The organism is Paracoccus sp. UBA889 (assembly GCA_002294185.1).
In the GTDB taxonomy this organism is placed as follows: Bacteria; Pseudomonadota; Alphaproteobacteria; order Rhodobacterales; family Rhodobacteraceae; genus Paracoccus.
The window spans coordinates 1-17,180 of record DBFD01000002.1 but is presented as its reverse complement, the minus strand read 5'-3'; the positions used below and the strand labels follow the sequence as shown (position 1 = coordinate 17,180).

The window sequence follows — 17,180 nt, the reverse complement described above, 5'->3', positions numbered from 1 at the left end:
CCTATCAGTGGGCCCTGCGGATCTCGACCACGACCCTGGTGATCCCGTTTCTGGCCGTCATGTTCTGGCACCGGGCGACCGCGGCCGGCTGCAGTGTGGCGATGCTTTCCGCCATGGCCGTCACGATCATCTGGCCGTTTCTGGGAACGGGCATCGACCCGGTATTTCCGGGCATGGCCGTCTGCCTGATCTTTCTGGTCGCGATCAGTCTGATGACGGGGCATTCCCCGCGGGAATGCGCCCGCGCGGTCTGCTGGGAGGATCTTCCGACCGCTCAGGGCAGAGCCACGGTGTCGGCGGGTGCGGGAACGCTGAAGGCGGCCGCGTCCGGTTCATAGCATGAATGGCGTCGGGGCCGGATCGGTGCCGTTGCCCGACCCGTCCGGCGTATGACCGTGATCGCCGCGCAGGGCGATCCGGCTGGCGGGAATTCCGGCAGGTCTGGCAAGCCGGATGGCGGTCATGGTCGCCATCGGGTCAACCGACGCTCGATGGCCGGGCGATCAGGTCGGGGCAGGGCGTGGTGAAGGCGGCGTCCTGTCCTTCGATACGTGCAAGAAGCGTCTCCACGGCAAGCCGGGCCACCAGATCAAGGTGCAGATCGACCGCGGTCAGTTGCGGCTGGGCAAGCTGGGCCCGCATGCCGTCATATCGTGTGGCAAGCCGCACATTGTCGGGCACGCGCAATCCCAGGTGCGACAATGCCGTCATCGTTCCGGTGGCGAGCGCGTCGACCGTCACCAGCAGCCCGTCAAGCCGGGGATGCCGTTGCAACAGCTTGGCGGCTTCGCGTTCGGCCAGTTCCTCGCCGCCATTCTCATCAAGGCTCAGGGCAATCGCCGGCATGGCATGGGCGGCAGAAAACTCTGCATAGACCGTCTCGGTCTCTTCGTAGGATGTGCGTCTCTGCCGGCCGGTGATCAGGCCGATGCGCCGGCTGCCGGCATCGAAAAGATGCCCCAGCAGAAGACGCGCGGTCTGCGCCGAATGCAGGTCGATCGCCGGAATGTCGGGGCGCGCGGGCACCTTGCCGATCGACACGATGGGCGTGTGCCGCCCTTCGAAATAGCGGATCAACGGTTCGTCGCGGGCCGGTTCGACGACGATCACGCCGTCGAAACCCAGATTGTCGAGATTGCGGCCCGGTGATGTCGGGACCAGGCACAATGCCATGTCGCGGGTCAGCGCCGTCATCGCCGCCGACGCGGCGATTTCCATGAGAAAGCCCAGTCGCGAGGGTCCGGCCGCTACCGCGAACGGCATCGACGAGGCCAGCCCGATCGTTCCCGTGCGCCCGCTGCGCAGACGTTGCGCAGCCTGATTGGGGCGATATCCCATCTTGTCGGCCAGCGCGACGATCCGTTCGCGCGTTTCCGGATCGACCTTCCGCCGGCCGCTGAAGGCGTGCGAGATGGTCGTCGGAGATACTCCTGCGGCCTTGGCCAGATCGATGATCGTCGGTTTTCGCACGCCTTCCCCTTGCCTGATCCAGGTGCAGTAGATGCCTTGTCCCGGCGAAAAGGCAACCTTTGTCCGGGCCAACGCGACAAAACGTTTTGCGCGAATCGTCAATCGTGGTAGCACGGTAATACGCAAAACGTTTTGCTAAAGAAGAAAATGCGTCTGAACAGCAACAGGGAACGCTCGAAATGTCATTCACCGGAACTCCGCCAGGGGAACAAGACCCCGCCGATCAGATGCTGCCGCCGCGCAGCCTGATCCTGTTCGGCCTGCAGCATGTGCTGGTCATGGCCGCGTCGCCGATCACCGCCGTCTTTCTGGTCGCCCAGACTTTGGGCTTCGACACTGCGCTGACGGTCAGCGTCATCAGCGCGACGTTTCTGGTCTGCGGACTCGGTTCGATATTGCAAAGTTTCGGACCGCAGGGATTTGGCGCGCGACTGCCCTTCATCATGGTGCCGGGTGGCGCGCCAATCGCGATCTTCCTGGCCATCGCGGTGCAGGCCGATGTGCAAACCGCCGTGGGCGCGGTGCTGCTGACCGCGATCTTCTATTTCGCGGCCTTGCCGGTCTTTCGGCGGTTGTTACGGTATTTCCCGCCCATTGTCGTGGGAACGATGCTGCTGCTGGTTTCGGTCAACCTGGTGCGCATCTACGGAGGCACCATTACCGGAAGACCGGGAAGCGAGAACTTCGCCGATCCGCTGAATGTCGGACTGGCGCTGGCGACGATCGCGATGACGGTGCTGTTCGCCTGGGGCTTCACCGGCACGCTGCGGCGCATCTCGGTCATGCTGGGGCTTGTCGCGGGAACGGCGCTGGCAGCGATCTTCGGCCAGATCGACCTGTCGGGCGTCGGCAACGGGCCGCTGATCGCGGTTCCACAGCTGTTCCCGTTCGGAATGCCTAAATTCGACCTCATCGCCGCGCTGCCACTGATCGTGTTCTCGATCATCTCGATGGCCGAGGCCACCGGCCAGACCATCGCCACGGCCGAGATCGTGGGCCGGCGCGAAGATGCACGCGCGATCGTGCCGCGCACCATCCGCGGCGATGCGGTCATGTCGCTGGTCGGCGGACTGTTCGGCACGTCGCTGATCATTACCTCGGGCGAGAATGTCGGCATCGTTCGTGCAACCAACGTCAAGTCACGCTATGTCACAGCGACAGCGGGCGTGATCCTGATCCTGATCGCGCTGCTTGCACCCGTGTCGCGCCTGGCCTCGGCATTGCCCGGCCCGGTGATCGGCGGAACCGCCGTCGTCGTCTTCGCGATCATCGGCGTCATCGGCATCGACCTTCTGCGCCGCACCGATCTTCGTGAACACGGCGCGATGGTCACGCTGGCCTCGGGGCTGGCGATGGGGATGCTGCCGATTCTCGTGCCCGGTATCTACAGCCAGTTTCCGCAATGGTCGCAGATGATCATCGGCAACGGACTTGCTGCCGGCACCATCACCGCTGCCGTCGTGAATGCCATGTTCCACCACGTCCGTCCTGTTGCCGAGCCAAGCCTGCAGGAGAGCAATTGATGAGGGATCTTCCCGAAACCCTGTTCGAGCGGACCGAGATACTGCTTGTTCCAGGCCGGATGCTGCTTGAGGACGGTCCTGCCAGCGGAATGGCGGCGCTGATCCGCGGCGGACGATTTGCGGAGATCGCGCCGGCGGCGGACCTGACCGCCCGCCATCCCGGCCTGACGCCCGTCGATCTGCCGGATCATCTGATGATGCCCGGCTTCATCGACACTCATACGCATCTGACCCAGTCGCTTGGCAAGTCCCTGGTCTTCGGCGAGCCGTCAGAAATCTTTCGCCGGATTTGGGTTCCGCTGGAGGGCAGTCTGGATCAGCGCATGGTCTACCTGTCCTCGAAGCTTGCCGCGCTGGAATGCCTGCGCGGCGGCTTCACCTGCGCGGTCGATGCGGGCACGCGATCTGCCGGGCATCTGGAAGCGGTGAAGACGGCCGTGCAAGAGACGGGGATCCGCTCGGTCATCGGGCTGATCTGCAACGATCTGGGCGGTGCGGCCGATGTGCCGCCGCCGGACCGGATCATCGCGCGCGCCGAAGCGCATCTGCATGCCGGTGAAGGCGATCCGCTGCTGCATCCCTCGCTGGCCATATCCATCCCCGAAGTCGGCAGCGACGGCATGCTGGCGCGGATGTCGCACATGGCGGCAGAGGCCGGGGCGATCTTCCAGACCCATGTGAACGAACATCTGGTGGCGGTCGAACGGTCACTGGTCGCCAATGGCCGCCGCCCGCTGGAACATCTGGCCCATATCGGCGCGCTGGGGCCGCATGTCCTGATCGCGCATGCGACGCTTGTGACGCCGGGCGAACTGAACATCCTGCGCGATACCGGCACGGCGGTCGCGTATAACCCGGTGGCCTCGATCTGGAAGGGCAATGCCATCGCCCCGGCGCTGCAGATGGCCGCGCTGGGCATCCGTTTCGGACTGGGCACCGACGGCACCCGCGCGGACGGGTTCCGCCTGATGGACGCAGGCGAATCGCTGCAACGTGCAGGCTATGGCCTTGCCTCGGGCGACAGTTCTTGCGGTGGCGGCTGGCTGTGGCTGGCGGCAGCGACGGGCATGGCCGCAGATGCGGCCGGACTTGGCGCCGTCACCGGCCGCATCGCGCCCGGCCTGGCCGCAGATTTCCTGCTGGTCGATCTGGACCGTCCGGAATTCACCCCCTCGCACGATCTGACATGGGAACTGGTCCGCTATGGCAACCGGGACCAGATCGACGCGGTTTTCACCCAAGGCCGGCTGCGGCTGTGGCAGGGCTGGCCGGTTGACTGGGACGCCCGTGCCTTGCTGACCGAGATCCGCGAAACCACGGCCGGCGCCATCGCTGCCGCACCGATCACCCGTATCCATCCTCCCGCCGATTACCGCTGCGCAAAGGCCCCCGCGTGACCCTGTTCCTGATCCTCTCTGCCGCGGTTTTCGTGGCCGCCTTCATCCAGGGCGCGATCGGAATCGGTTTCGCGCTGATCGTCGCCCCGGTCTTCGGCATCCTGGCACCTGAATACCTGCCGGTAACGCTGTTGATCCTGATGCTGCCGCTGAATTTCCACATCGCCTGGCGCGAGCGCGGCGATATCGATCGGCTGGGCACCGGCTGGATCACGCTGGGGCGGTTCTTCGGCACCTTCGCGGGCCTGTGGATGCTGGCCGCGCTGAGCGGTCGTCACCTGGGCCTGGCGGTCGGCTGGTTCACGGTGATCGCCGCCGCCGTGGCTTTGCTGGCGCCTCGATTCGACCCGAACCGGCCGGCGGCACTGGGGGTGGGGCTGTTTACCGGCGTCACCGAAACGGCGACCGGCATTGGCGGCCCGCCGCTTGCGTTGCTGTATCAGCACGCGCCGGGGCCGGTGCTGCGTTCGACCGTCGCCACCTGCTTCTTCGTGGGCGAGGTGATCTCGCTGGCGATCCTTGCCATCATGGGCATGTTCCAGATGTCGCAGGCCAGTGCCGCGCTGATCCTGATGCCGGCGATCATGGCGGGCAGCGCCCTGTCGCGCCGGACGCACGCGCATATAGGCGGTGGCAGCCTGCGCTATGCGGTCCTGATCTTCGCGGTTGTCAGCGGCGCCTTCCTGATCCTGAGGTCGTGACCGGCGCGCGGCGTGTCATGCAGGGTCGGCGCACGACCCTTCTTCCTGCCGCGCAACCGCGCCGATCACTTCGCGCGAGCCCGCTCACCGACAGGTTGTGAAAATGCCGCGCAGGCGTTACCATCCTCTTGTGATTGCCGTGCGGATATTTGGCCTGCCTCTATCCGGACAGCCAAATGTGGCCGCGAAGCAAAGCTTCGCCAGTTGAAAGTCCGACAATGCCATATGTGACACAGATCCCCTCTTCATTGATCACGGTGGGCGTGGATGGGTCGATTGCCTTCGTCCCCGATACATCGCTGCTGAACGCCTTCGAGTCCTCGCAGGAATTCGAGAGGTATGATGTCGAGGCGACAAACGGCACGACGCTGCAGAACGGCGACGAGATCGCAACCGTCACCTCCGACGGCACGACGCTGGCTTCTGGAACCTATCTTGGTTCTGCCGAAATCAACAACGCCCTCGTCACCGTCGGCATTCCCGCGCTGGCGAATGTCTCGTTGCAGGTGAACCCCATTGCCGGGGACATCTTCGAGGGCGATGACGGGGAATACTATTTCCTCTCCGATGAGCCTGTGGACGATGCCCATATCGCCGTGACCGCCTCGATCACGGTGGCGGGCACGCCGGTCGAGGTCACGGCCCCCATTTCGGAGATCACCGACCAACTGGCCGACGCCGTCGCCGCGGTGCCGCTTGCGGGACCAGCGGCTGCCGCCACGATCAGGGGAACCGGCAACCTGTTGCAGAGCACGGCGAACACCGCCATCGTCACCCTCGATTACGACGCTTCCGGCGAACTTGTCCTGAGCGATGACGAGGTGGTGCCGTGTTTCCTGCGTGGCACGATGATCGAGACGGCGGATGGTCCGGTTGCGGTGGAATCGCTGAAGGTGGGCGATCTGGTCCGGACCATGGATCACGGTCTGCAGCCGCTGCGCTGGATCGGCTGCGCCCGTCTGGACGCCTCTGCGCTGCAGCGCAAACCCAAGCTGCGCCCTATAAGGGTTCGCGCCGGGGCGCTTGGACAAGGGATGCCGGAATCGGACCTCTTCCTGTCGCCCCAGCACCGGGTTCTGGTCCGGTCCCAGATCGCTCAGCGGATGTTCTGTGCCGATGAGGTGCTGGTCGCCGCCACGCATCTGACGGAAATCGACGGGATCGACGTCGTGGAAGACGACACCGATGTGGTGTATTATCACATGCTGTTCGAACGGCATGAGGTGGTGTTTTCCAACGGCGCGGCCACCGAGGCGATGTATACCGGTGACCAGGCGATGAAAGCCGTCGGAGAGATCGCGCGTGCCGAGATCTTCGCCCTGTTTCCCCAACTGCAGGATCGCCGCGAAAGCGCCGCAAGCGCAAAGCCGATCGCGTCCGGCAGGAAAGCGCGAAACATGGTGGCGCGCCATGTCAGGAACGGACGCGAACTGGTCGCCGAGCCCGGGGCATGATCTGAACGCAAGCTGTCGGCGCCGGACGATGCCGGCGATTCCGGGCAGTGTCCGGCGGCTGCACGATGCGATCTTCCCCGACATCGCCGATGTCGCGCCCCATACCGACCTTTCCTCGTTCGTCGCGCCGTGCTTCTATCCGGGACATGTTTCGCGTTCTGGTTCTGATCCTCGCCTTTCCCGCCGCCGCGACCGAGTTTCCGGCGGCGGTCGGCGATGATGCCTATCGGCCGACCGATCCGGATCGGGTGGCGTTGGGGCGGCTGCTGTTCTGGGATCCGATCCTGTCGGGCAACCGCAACATCAGTTGCGCCACCTGCCACAATCCGCGCTTTGGCACCGGCGACGGGCTGTCGCTGGGCATGGGCGAGGGCGGGATGGGGCTTGGACCGGACAGGATCGCCGATCCGCAAAACCCGCCCGAGCAGCGGGTGCCGCGCAACGCGCCCGGACTCTGGAATCTGGGCGCGACCGAATTCATTCGCCTTTTCGACGACGGCCGGATCGAAAGCCTGCCCGATGGCAGCCTGCGCACGCCGATGGGTCCGGAGATGGTGCGCGGCTTCGACACGCTTTTGTCGGCACAGACGATGTTTCCCGTGCTGTCGGCCGACGAGATGGCCGGGCATTATTCCGAGAACGAGGTCAGCCGGGCAGTCCGAAAGGGTCTGATCACCGGCGAGGACGGCGCCTGGGATCTGATCGCGGCCCGTGTCCGTGCCATCCCCGAATACGCCGCGATGTTCGAGGACGCATTTCCCGGCGACGACAAGCTGGACTTTACCGACATCTCGGACGCCATCGCCCAGTTTGTCGAGGCGGAGTGGCGGTCGGACACGGCGCCCTTCGACGCCTGGTTGCGCGGCACCGGCGATCTGCCTGACGCTGCCTTGCAGGGGGCGCAACTGTTCTACGGATCCACCGGCTGCGCGACCTGTCATTCCGGTCCCTTCCAGACCGATCACGGGTTTCACGCGACGGGCCAGCCGCAACTGGGGCCCGGCAAGCGCGCGCGGTTCGAACGCCATGCCCGCGACGACGGCCGCTTTCGCGTCACCGGACGGGAAGCGGATCGTTTCGCGTTCCGCACGCCGTCGCTGCGCAACGTGACCGAGACCGGGCCCTGGGGCCATGCCGGCGCCTATTCGGATCTGCGCCGGTTCGTCCGCGATCACGCCGCCCCGCGTCAGGCGCTGCGAACCTATGCCCGCGACGCGACGCTGCCGGATATGGGCGTCCCGCAGCAGGACGACTGGCGCGTGATGGACGATCCGGCCGAGGTCGCGGCGATTTCGGCGGCGATCGAAGGCCGCGACATGGTGCTGAATGACCGGGATCTTGATGCCTTGATGGCGTTTCTGGCGACGCTGCGGGACGATGCGGCGCTGAAGGGTCGGCTGGGTCCGCCCGCGACGGTGCCGTCCGGTCTGCCGGTGGATCGCTGACCACGGCGGGACGCCATCATCACCGCGGCGCGCGCGGCCGTTATCATCGCCGGATCAGGACCGGTCCGGGCCCGGTTCGTGTCCATTCGCCGATGCTGCCATCCGGCCAGGTCACGCGAATCTCGGCACTGGTGGCGTCACCGATTCCGAAATGCAGGGGCGACACCGCGCCCCCGGCATGGCCGCCGCCGATTGTCAGTTCCTGAATCTGCGTTCCGGCCTTTGTGCGCAGCTCGACCCAGGCGCCGACGGCATCGCGATTGCCGCCGGGCTGCGACAGCGATACCGAGACCGCGCGACCCGCCGTGGACAGATTGCGCCAGACCTCCAGCGGCGCGCGGCGGTTGACCACGGCCAGATCCAGCCGGCCGTCGCCGTCCAGGTCGACCAGCGCCGCGCCGCGCCCGCGCCGCATCGAGGCGACCCCGGCCGACGCGGCGACTTCGCGGAAACGTCCCGCCTCGTTCAGCAGCAGGTTGTTGGGATCATCCATCGCCATGTCCGGCATCTGATCGACATTGCCCTTGGCGATGAACAGATCCGCATCGCCGTCATTGTCCACGTCGCCCCAAGCGGCGTGCCAGCCGGTCGAGGGGCGTCCGTCATCACCGACATGGGGCCGTTGCGCGAAGCTGCCGATCTCGTAGGGTGCCATTTCCAGCCCGGTCGGGGTCGACAGCATGGTCAACTGATCGCCCATCGAGGTCAGTACCAGGTCGGGCAGCCCGTCGCCGGTGATGTCGCGCGAGGCGATGCCCATTCCCCAGATCGACGGGCCCTCGAACCCGTCTTCGGGCCCGAGGAACCGGTTCTCGGTAGGGGACCACATCTGTTCGGCGCCGTCGCGAACGTAATATTGCCGGTCGTTCGACAGCCGCAAAGTGGCGCGGCCGTCGCGGTTCTCGTCCGAGAACAGGATCGACAGCGCGCAAAAGCCGGGCGTCAGGATGGTTTCGGCATAACCCTCTGCCTCGGGCCGCAGCAGCAGATTGTCGTCGCAGGCCTGAAACGGCCCGTCGGGATCCTGGCGGTCCACATAATTTCCGAAGGCCAGTGTCGGCCGCGTCCTTCCCGCTTCCCAGATCGCCGAGAATGCGGTGGTCCAGGCATCGCCCGGCGTCACGCCGAAATCGTAAACGGCAAAGCCGCACGCGCCGTCGCCCTTCAACGTCAGGTTCGGGCCGACCCGCAGGACGACCAGATCCATCGCCCCGTCGCCGTCCAGATCAAGCGCATAGACGCCGCTGGCGCCGGTGATGACCGGAAATTCGCCCCGTTCGAAGACCATGCCGCCGCGGTTGCGCAGCAGCGTCATGGGTGACGTGCCCCCCGCCGCCAGCAATTCCGGCAGCGAATCGCCGTCGCAGTCGAAGGCGGCCAGACCGCCGCCGACGAAATGTTCCCAGCCGCCGGTATAGACATGGTCGGGCACCTTGACCGCCTGGAAGATCGGATCGGCGGCGGCAACGGGCGTGGCCAGCAGCACAAGCAGCAGCCAGCGGATCATGACATCAGCCTGGGCGTCAGGTCCGACAGCGCCAGCGCCGCCGCGCCGCGCGCCCAGACCAGGTCGTCCCAGGCATGGACCTCGATCGGGGGCGGCGGGTTCAGCGTCAGGCTGGCCACCTCGGCCAGCATTTCCTCGGCATAGAGGAAATCATAGCGCATCCGGCTGCCCGACAGGATGATGCGGCGCGGATCGAAAAGATTGGCGACATTGGCCAGGCCAAGCGCCAGATAACGGCCGGCCCGGTCAAAGATCGCCCGCGCCGCCTCGTTGCCGTCCTTGGCCTGCCGGAACAGCGATTCCAGGATCTCGCCGCGCCGGGGCAGTTCGCCGTTCAGGGCGATCGGCGCCTCGCGGACCAGCGCGAAATCGGCGACATAGGCTTCCAGGCAGCCGCGCTGACCGCAGCGGCACAGCGCACCATCAAGCTGCACCTTGGTATGGCCCAGTTCCATGCCCAGGCCATGCGCGCCGCGATAGGGTGCGTGATCGACGACCAGCCCCAGCCCGACCCCGTATTCGATGGTCACGACCGCGAAATCCGACAGCGACCGTCCCTTGCCGAACCACAATTCGGCCATGGTCAGCAGGTTCGCGTCGTTGTCCACCGAGGCGGGAAGGCCCAGACGAGCCGAGACCAGCGCCGCCAGATCCACGTCGCGTTCATCGACGATCGGCGACCAGCGCAGCCGGCCGCTGGCGTGATCGACCATGCCGGGCATTCCCAGCCCCGCGCCCAGAACCGGCGGCATCTGCGGTCCGGCCGCGCAGAGCAGGCGCGAATAGAGGCAATCCACCTCGTCCAGCATGCTGGCGACCGAACGGGATTCCGCGGCGCGGGGCAGGGTGGCCCCGGCAACTGGCTGTCCCGCCAGATCGACGAGCACGGCCGAATAATCGTGATCGCTGACCTTGAGTCCGGCGACCAGGCCGCGCTGCGCATTCACCGCCAGCGTCACCGGCGGCCGCCCGCGCCCGGCATGGCGCGCGGCGTTTTCCGGCTCGCGCAGAAGGTCGGCGGCAAGAAGATCCGAAACCAGCGGCGTGACCGAACCCGGGGAAACCCGCAAGGCCTTGGCAAGCGCGGCCCGGCTGATTCGGCCCGCGGACCGGATCTGTTCGTAGATCTGCTGCTTGAGCGACAGCACCCCGGCCTGCCGCGCCCCCCGAAGGGGACCGCAACCCGGTGTGTCTGCCTCGGCAAGCCTGGTCCTGGCAGGCCGGGTGACATCCAGAACTTTTGTTCGATCCCGCAATTAATAACTCCCACCCCCCGGAAGGCAGGCAGCCTTCCAGCACGTCCTTCGTCGGACGACGCAGGCCGAGTGAACGATTCTTGCCTCCCTGCGTCAAATTAATTTTGACAATCGAACATAAACTTGGTTCCCTGCGGGCATCGGGTCCGGGGCGATGCTGCGGGCTCTACGCCAACGGGAGGATAGCATGAAAAAAATTCTGACGGCGGCCGCGGCCGCCACGCTGACATTCGCCAGCGCCGCGCTGGCGCAGGATGCGCCGGTCGTCGGCGTAAGCTGGTCGAACTTTCAGGAAGAACGCTGGAAGACGGACGAGGCGGCGATCAAGCAGGCGCTGGAAGCCGCCGGCGCCAGCTACATTTCGACGGATGCGCAATCCTCGTCCTCCAAGCAGCTTTCGGACGTCGAATCGCTGATCTCGCAGGGCGCTGATGCGCTGATCATCCTGGCGCAGGACAGCGAGGCCATCGGGCCCGCCGTGACCGCCGCCAAGAACGAGGGGATCCCGGTCGTGGGATATGATCGCCTGATCGAGGATCCCTATGCCTTCTATCTGACCTTTGACAATGTCGAGGTCGGCCGGATGCAGGCCCAGGCCGTCTTTGACGCGCAGCCCACGGGCAATTACGTGATGATCAAGGGCTCGCCCACCGATCCGAACGCCGACTTCCTGCGCGGCGGCCAGCAGGAAGTGCTGCAAAAGGCCATCGACGCGGGCGACATCACGATCGTGGGCGAAGCCTATACCGACGGCTGGCTGCCCGCCAATGCGCAACGGAACATGGAACAGATCCTGACCGCGCAGAACAACGAGGTCGATGCCGTCGTCGCCTCCAACGACGGCACGGCCGGCGGCGTGATCGCGGCGCTGACGGCGCAGGGTCTTGACGGTGTGGTCCCGGTGTCGGGTCAGGATGGCGACCACGCCGCGCTGAACCGCATCGCCAAGGGCACGCAGACTGTCGATGTCTGGAAGGATTCGCGCGAGCTTGGCAAGAATGCCGCCGAAATCGCCGTGGCCATGGCGCAGGGCACCGAGATGTCCGCCATCGAAGGCGCCGAGGAATGGACCTCGCCCGGCGGATCCAAGCTTTGGGCCAAGTTCCTCAAGCCGATCCCGATCACCAAGGACAACCTCAACGTTGTGGTGGACGCAGGCTGGATCACCAAGGAGGCATTGTGCCAGGGCGTTTCGAACGGTCCGGCACCCTGCAACTGATCTGAAACCGGTCCGCCCTGACGACACGGGGCGGACCATTCTTCTGGCGAGGGCGTGCCTGCCGCTCGCCCGGTTCCCATTTCCGGAGGTCTGATGGCAGATTCGGCCACGTCCCAATCCGCGCCGCCCGCCCGCAAGGGGTTCGCGGCGCTGGAACTCGATACCCGCCTGCTGGGCATGATCGGCGCCTTCATCCTGATCGCGCTGGCGTTTCACCTGGCCTCGGGCGGCCGGTTCATCACGCCCCGGAACCTGTTCAACCTGACGATCCAGACGGCATCCGTCGCCATCATGGCGACCGGAATGGTCTTCATCATCGTGGACCGCCATATCGACCTGTCGGTCGGTTCGATCCTCGCGACCGCCTCGGCGGTGATGGCAGTGACGCAGACAGAGGTGATGCCGAACTGGCTGGGGCTGGGGTTGAACCATCCGGCGACGGCCTGGGTTGCCATCGCGGTGGGCATCATCACCGGCGGCGCGATCGGTGCATTCCAGGGCTGGCTTGTCGGCTATCTGACGATCCCCGCCTTCATCGTCACCCTGGGCGGCCTGCTGGTCTGGCGCAACGTGGCCTGGTACATCACCAGCGGTCAGACCATCGGCCCACTGGACAGCACATTCCAGCTTTTCGGTGGCATCAACGGCACGCTGGGCCAGACCGGAAGCTGGATCCTGGCCATCGCCGCCTCGGTCGCGGCGGTCTGGGCGCTGTGGTCGGCGCGCCGCAACAAGATCACGCATGAATTCCACGTCAAACCGCTTTGGGCCGAAGCGGCGGTGGGTGCGATCATCGTCGTGGCGATCATGGGATTCGTCGCGATCATGAACGCCTACACCATCCCCAGCCGATTGCTGGAGCGCCGGTTCGAGGCGCGCGGCGAGGTCATGCCCGAAGGACTGACCCAGGGCTACGGCGTGCCGATCTCGGTGGTGTTGCTGATCGCGGTCGCGATCGTGATGACCATCATCGCCCGGCGCACGCGGTTCGGGCGCTATATCTTCGCCACCGGCGGCAACCCCGACGCCGCGGAACTGTCGGGCATCAACACGCGCCTGCTGACGGTCAAGATCTTCACGCTGCTTGGCGTTCTCTGCGCCATTTCGGCGGTCGTGGCATCCTCGCGCCTGACCTATCACTCCAATGATATCGGGGTTCTGGACGAATTGCGGGTAATCGCCGCCGCCGTCATCGGCGGCACCGCGCTGAAGGGCGGCGTCGGCACGATCTACGGCGCGATCATCGGCGCGCTGATCATGCAATCGCTGCAATCGGGGATGGCCATGGTCGGCGTGGACGCGCCGTTGCAGAACATCGTCGTCGGCGCCGTGCTGGTCGCGGCCGTGCTGATCGACATCTGGTATCGCCGGCGCATAGGGAGTCAGGATTGATGGCAGATCATCGCGGAACGCCGCTTGTCGAACTGAAGGACATCAGCATCGCCTTCGGCGGCATTCGGGCCGTCGATCATGTGTCGATGGATCTCTATCCCGGCGAGGTGGTGGGCCTGCTGGGCCATAACGGCGCGGGCAAATCGACCCTGATCAAGATCCTCGCGGGGGCCTATCAGCGCGATTCGGGCGAGATCCTGATCGACGGCAAGCCCGCGGACATCCGCAGCCCCGCCGATGCGCGGCGCTACAACATCGAGACGATCTACCAGACGCTGGCGCTGGCCGACAATCTGGACGCACCCGCGAACCTGTTCCTGGGCCGCGAACTGACCACCAGCCTGGGTTTCGTGGACGATGCGAGGATGGAATCGGAGACGCGCAAGATCATGGCGCGCCTGAACCCCAATTTCCGCAAGATCAACGTCCCGGTCAGCGCCCTGTCCGGCGGTCAGCGGCAATCCGTCGCCATCGCCCGCGCGGTCTATTTCAATGCCCGGATCCTGATCATGGACGAACCGACCGCCGCGCTTGGCGTGCACGAGACCAAGATGGTCGCCGACCTGATCCAGGAATTGAAGGCGCAGGGGCTGGGCATCTTCCTGATCAGTCACGATACCCGCGAGATGATGGAACTGTGCGACCGCGTCTCGGTGATGAAGAACGGGCAACTGGTCGGCAGCGAGCGGGTCGAGGACGTGACCGAGGATGACATCCTGTCGATGATCATCCTGGGAAAGAACCCAAGGGCGGCGGCCTGATGTTCGTGGGCCTCGACCTGGGCACATCGTCGCTGAAGGCGATCCTGATCGACTCGGAACAGCGGCTTCTGGCCGAACATTCGGTCCCGCTGTCGGTCCAGCGGCCCCTTGACGGCTGGTCCGAACAGGCGCCCGAAAGCTGGTGCGCGGCGGCGCGCGACGCGCTGCGCACGCTGGCCGGCAAGCACGACCTGTCCGGGCTGGAGGGGATCGGTCTGGCCGGCCACATGCACGGGGCGACGCTGGTCGGGGCCGATGGCCGCGCGCTGCGGCCCTGCCTCTTGTGGAACGACACCCGGGCCCATGCCGAGGCCGCCGAGATGGATGGCGATCCACGGTTCCGCGCGATCACCGGCAACATCGTCTTTCCGGGGTTCACCGCACCCAAGACGGAATGGGTGCGCCGCAACGAGCCCGAGATTTTCGACAGGATCGCCAAGGTTCTGCTGCCCAAGGATTATCTGCGTCTCTACCTGACCGGGGATCATGTCTCGGACATGTCCGACGCCTCGGGCACGGCCTGGTTCGACGTCGGCGCGCGGGACTGGTCGGACGATCTTCTGTCCCGTTGCCATCTGACGCGCGACCACATGCCCGCGCTGGTCGAGGGATCGGCCGTCGGCGGCACCCTGCGCGCCGATCTGGCACGCGAACTGGGCCTGCCGCGCGTGCCCGTGGCGGGTGGCGCCGGCGACAATTGCGCGGCTGCCATCGGCGCCGGCGTCGTCGCCGATGGCAGCGCCTTCATCAGCCTGGGAACCTCTGGCGTCCTGTTCGCCGCCACCGATGGCTACCGCCCCGACCCCGCCACGGCCGTGCACAGCTTCTGTCACGCGGTTCCCCGGACCTGGCACCAGATGGGCGTGATCCTGGCGGCGACGGATGCGCTGGAATGGCTGTCGCGGCTGACGGGCCAGTCGGCGGCGCAGCTGACCTCGGACCTGTCGCCGCTGCGCGCACCCGGCCGAACGCTGTTCCTGCCCTATCTGGGCGGAGAACGGACGCCCCATAACGACGCGCGCATCCGGGGCCAGTTCCTGCATCTGGACCACGCCACCGATGCCCGCGCGGCCGCCCGCGCGGTGATCGAGGGCGTGTCCTTCGCCTTCGCCGATTGCCGTGACCGGCTGGCGGCGACCGGCACCCGGATCGAGGGCGCGCTGGCGCTTGGCGGGGGCGCGCGATCGGATTACTGGCTGGCGGTGCTGGCGACGACGCTGGGTATCCCTCTGCATGTACCCCGGTCGGGCGAATTCGGCGCGGCCCTTGGCGCGGCGCGCCTGGCACAGATGGCGGCCACGGGCGCCGGCGCCGAAATCGCGACGCCGCCCGACATCGCGCGGACGATCGAGCCGCAGGACAATCTGTCCGAGGCCTTCTCGCAGGCCCATGCGCGCTATCAGACCGCCTATACGATTCTGAAGGATCTCTGACATGACAGACTTTTTCGGCGATATCGCGCCGGTCCGCTTCGATCCGAACGCTTCGGACGATCTCAGCTATCGTCACTACGATCCGGACGAGATGGTGATGGGCAAGCGGATGGAGGATCACCTGCGGTTCTCCGTCGCCTGGTGGCACAGCTTCGCCTGGCCCGGAGGCGATCCTTTCGGCGGCCAGACCTTCGAGCGGCCTTGGTTCGGCGACACGATGGCGCTTGCCCGGATGAAGGCCGACGTGGCGTTCGAGATGTTCGCCCTTCTGGGGCAGCCATTCTTCTGTTTCCACGACGTCGACATCCGCCCCGAGGCGGACAGCTTTGCCGAGAACACCAGGCGGCTGGAAGAAATCACCGACTATATCGGTCAGAAGATGGCCGCCGGGGGGCCGCAGCTTCTGTGGGGGACGGCAAATCTCTTTTCGAACCGCCGCTACATGGCGGGGGCGGCGACAAATCCCGACCCGGATGTCTTTGCCTTCGCCGCCGCGACGGTGAAGACCTGCATCGACGCCACCCACAAGCTGGGCGGGCAGAATTATGTGCTGTGGGGCGGGCGCGAGGGCTATGAGACGCTGTTGAACACCGATCTCAAGCGCGAACGCCAGCAGGCGGGGCGGTTCCTGTCGATGGCGGTCGATTACGCCCGCAAGATCGGCTTCGAGGGCGCCATCCTGATCGAACCGAAGCCCCAGGAACCGACCAAGCATCAATACGATTACGACGTTGCCACGGTTTACGGCTTCCTGAAGGATTTCGGCCTGGAGAAGGAGGTCAGGGTCAATATCGAGCAGGGCCACGCCATCCTTGCCGGGCACAGTTTCGAACACGAACTGGCCCTGGCCGCGGCGCTTGGCATCTTCGGATCGATCGACATGAACCGCAACGATTATCAATCGGGCTGGGACACCGATCAATTCCCCAACAACGTTCCCGAAACCGCGCTTGCCTATTACGAGGTTCTCAAGGCCGGCGGATTTACCACCGGGGGAACGAACTTCGATTCCAAGCTGCGTCGCCAATCGCTGGATCCGGTGGATCTGCTGGCCGCGCATGTCGGCGCGATGGATGTCTGCGCCCGCGGGCTGAAGGCAGCCGCCAGGATGCTGGAAGACGGCGCGCTGGAAACGGCGCGAAGGGCCCGCTATGCGGCATGGGACCAGCAGCGCGCACTGCTTGATTCCGACCTGGCCAGCATCGCAGATCGTGTCATGGCCGAGGGAACGAACCCGGCGCCAGTCTCGGGCCGGCAGGAGCGGCTGGAAAACATCGTCAACCGCTACGTCTGACCGATTGCGCTTGCGCCGGGAACCCGGCGGGGGCCGGGCTTTTCGGCCGGCCACGGCGCAGGTGTTTGATGCGGCCCCTTCGCGGCAGCCGGGACCGTAGGGCAAACCCCCTGAAGGATGACGGACCCGGTGTAGTGCGCCACGAAAATTTGCACAGTTTGACAGAAAGATTTGCAGCAGATCAGTTTCATAAAACGGCGCCTTAACGAGCCGTTTTATGGCAGGCGCAAATGAGGCGACTTTCCCAACATGACGGCGAGCCGGCACTCGCATCTGGGTGTGCCGGTCACCGTCAGGTTTCGGAGCCTCACGCCACGGTCAGCCGCAG

Annotated in this window: 14 protein-coding genes; 11 read left to right on the top strand and 3 right to left on the bottom strand. The window is 65.8% G+C overall.

What is annotated here, in order from left to right:
- A partial coding sequence (locus B4L36_RS00240; RefSeq protein WP_292950682.1) for a hypothetical protein occupies positions 1–338 on the top strand: 338 nt, incomplete at its 5' end.
- A gap of 139 nt (positions 339–477) precedes the next feature.
- On the opposite strand, the gene B4L36_RS00235 is transcribed toward B4L36_RS00240, so the two are convergent.
- Positions 478–1,470 carry a substrate-binding domain-containing protein gene (locus tag B4L36_RS00235; protein WP_292950680.1) on the bottom strand — a complete coding sequence of 331 codons (993 nt, stop codon included), beginning with the start codon at positions 1,468–1,470 and terminating at the stop codon, positions 478–480.
- Positions 1,471–1,697: 227 nt separating this feature from the next.
- Between B4L36_RS00235 and B4L36_RS00230 the strand changes: the two genes are divergently transcribed.
- From B4L36_RS00230 to B4L36_RS00210, 5 genes are all read left to right on the top strand, one after another.
- Positions 1,698–2,993 (top strand): uracil-xanthine permease family protein, encoded by a 1,296-nt coding sequence (locus B4L36_RS00230; RefSeq protein WP_292950678.1) that lies wholly within the window; start codon positions 1,698–1,700, stop codon positions 2,991–2,993.
- Positions 2,993–4,390 (top strand): amidohydrolase family protein, encoded by a 1,398-nt coding sequence (locus tag B4L36_RS00225; RefSeq protein ID WP_292950676.1) that lies wholly within the window; start codon positions 2,993–2,995, stop codon positions 4,388–4,390. Before B4L36_RS00230 ends, B4L36_RS00225 begins: the two co-directional genes overlap by 1 nt.
- Positions 4,387–5,091 carry a sulfite exporter TauE/SafE family protein gene (locus B4L36_RS00220; protein ID WP_292950674.1) on the top strand — a complete coding sequence of 235 codons (705 nt, stop codon included), beginning with the start codon at positions 4,387–4,389 and terminating at the stop codon, positions 5,089–5,091. Before B4L36_RS00225 ends, B4L36_RS00220 begins: the two co-directional genes overlap by 4 nt.
- Before the next feature lie 227 nt (positions 5,092–5,318).
- On the top strand, positions 5,319–6,545 hold the full coding sequence (locus tag B4L36_RS00215) for a Hint domain-containing protein (RefSeq protein ID WP_292950672.1): 1,227 nt from the start codon (positions 5,319–5,321) through the stop codon (positions 6,543–6,545).
- Positions 6,546–6,691: 146 nt separating this feature from the next.
- A complete protein-coding gene (locus tag B4L36_RS00210) occupies positions 6,692–7,990 on the top strand; it encodes a cytochrome-c peroxidase (RefSeq protein WP_292950670.1) in 1,299 nt (432 codons plus the stop codon).
- Between the two features lie 43 nt (positions 7,991–8,033).
- Here the strand turns inward: B4L36_RS00210 and B4L36_RS00205 are convergent, their stop codons facing one another.
- Both B4L36_RS00205 and B4L36_RS00200 read right to left on the bottom strand, forming a co-directional pair.
- A complete protein-coding gene (locus B4L36_RS00205; RefSeq protein ID WP_292950668.1) occupies positions 8,034–9,497 on the bottom strand; it encodes a CRTAC1 family protein in 1,464 nt (487 codons plus the stop codon).
- A complete protein-coding gene (locus tag B4L36_RS00200) occupies positions 9,494–10,645 on the bottom strand; it encodes an ROK family transcriptional regulator (protein ID WP_292950666.1) in 1,152 nt (383 codons plus the stop codon). Before B4L36_RS00200 ends, B4L36_RS00205 begins: the two co-directional genes overlap by 4 nt.
- 295 nt (positions 10,646–10,940) lie before the next feature.
- Between B4L36_RS00200 and xylF the strand changes: the two genes are divergently transcribed.
- The 5 genes from xylF to xylA all read left to right on the top strand — a co-directional run bounded on the left by xylF (position 10,941) and on the right by xylA (position 16,852).
- Positions 10,941–11,972 carry a D-xylose ABC transporter substrate-binding protein gene (gene xylF / locus B4L36_RS00195; RefSeq protein ID WP_292950664.1) on the top strand — a complete coding sequence of 344 codons (1,032 nt, stop codon included), beginning with the start codon at positions 10,941–10,943 and terminating at the stop codon, positions 11,970–11,972.
- 93 nt (positions 11,973–12,065) lie between these two features.
- Positions 12,066–13,364 (top strand): sugar ABC transporter permease, encoded by a 1,299-nt coding sequence (locus tag B4L36_RS00190; protein WP_292950662.1) that lies wholly within the window; start codon positions 12,066–12,068, stop codon positions 13,362–13,364.
- Positions 13,364–14,125 carry an ATP-binding cassette domain-containing protein gene (locus B4L36_RS00185; protein WP_292950660.1) on the top strand — a complete coding sequence of 254 codons (762 nt, stop codon included), beginning with the start codon at positions 13,364–13,366 and terminating at the stop codon, positions 14,123–14,125. The genes B4L36_RS00190 and B4L36_RS00185 overlap by 1 nt, the downstream gene beginning before the upstream one ends.
- The gene (gene xylB, locus B4L36_RS00180) at positions 14,125–15,558 is read left to right on the top strand and encodes a xylulokinase (protein ID WP_292950658.1); all 1,434 of its coding nucleotides are present in this window, start codon (positions 14,125–14,127) and stop codon (positions 15,556–15,558) included. The genes B4L36_RS00185 and xylB overlap by 1 nt, the downstream gene beginning before the upstream one ends.
- Before the next feature lies 1 nt (position 15,559).
- A complete protein-coding gene (xylA, locus tag B4L36_RS00175) occupies positions 15,560–16,852 on the top strand; it encodes a xylose isomerase (RefSeq protein ID WP_292950656.1) in 1,293 nt (430 codons plus the stop codon).
- Positions 16,853–17,180: the final 328 nt, after the last annotated feature.

Coding starts and splice junctions, on each gene's coding strand:
- B4L36_RS00230 (WP_292950678.1), top strand. CDS start 1,698: ATGCTGCCGCCGCGCAGCCTGATCCTGTTCGGCCTGCAGCATGTGCTG.
- B4L36_RS00225 (WP_292950676.1), top strand. CDS start 2,993: ATGAGGGATCTTCCCGAAACCCTGTTCGAGCGGACCGAGATACTGCTT.
- B4L36_RS00210 (WP_292950670.1), top strand. CDS start 6,692: ATGTTTCGCGTTCTGGTTCTGATCCTCGCCTTTCCCGCCGCCGCGACC.
- B4L36_RS00205 (WP_292950668.1), bottom strand. CDS start 9,497: ATGATCCGCTGGCTGCTGCTTGTGCTGCTGGCCACGCCCGTTGCCGCC.
- xylF (WP_292950664.1), top strand. CDS start 10,941: ATGAAAAAAATTCTGACGGCGGCCGCGGCCGCCACGCTGACATTCGCC.
- B4L36_RS00190 (WP_292950662.1), top strand. CDS start 12,066: ATGGCAGATTCGGCCACGTCCCAATCCGCGCCGCCCGCCCGCAAGGGG.
- B4L36_RS00185 (WP_292950660.1), top strand. CDS start 13,364: ATGGCAGATCATCGCGGAACGCCGCTTGTCGAACTGAAGGACATCAGC.
- xylB (WP_292950658.1), top strand. CDS start 14,125: ATGTTCGTGGGCCTCGACCTGGGCACATCGTCGCTGAAGGCGATCCTG.
- xylA (WP_292950656.1), top strand. CDS start 15,560: ATGACAGACTTTTTCGGCGATATCGCGCCGGTCCGCTTCGATCCGAAC.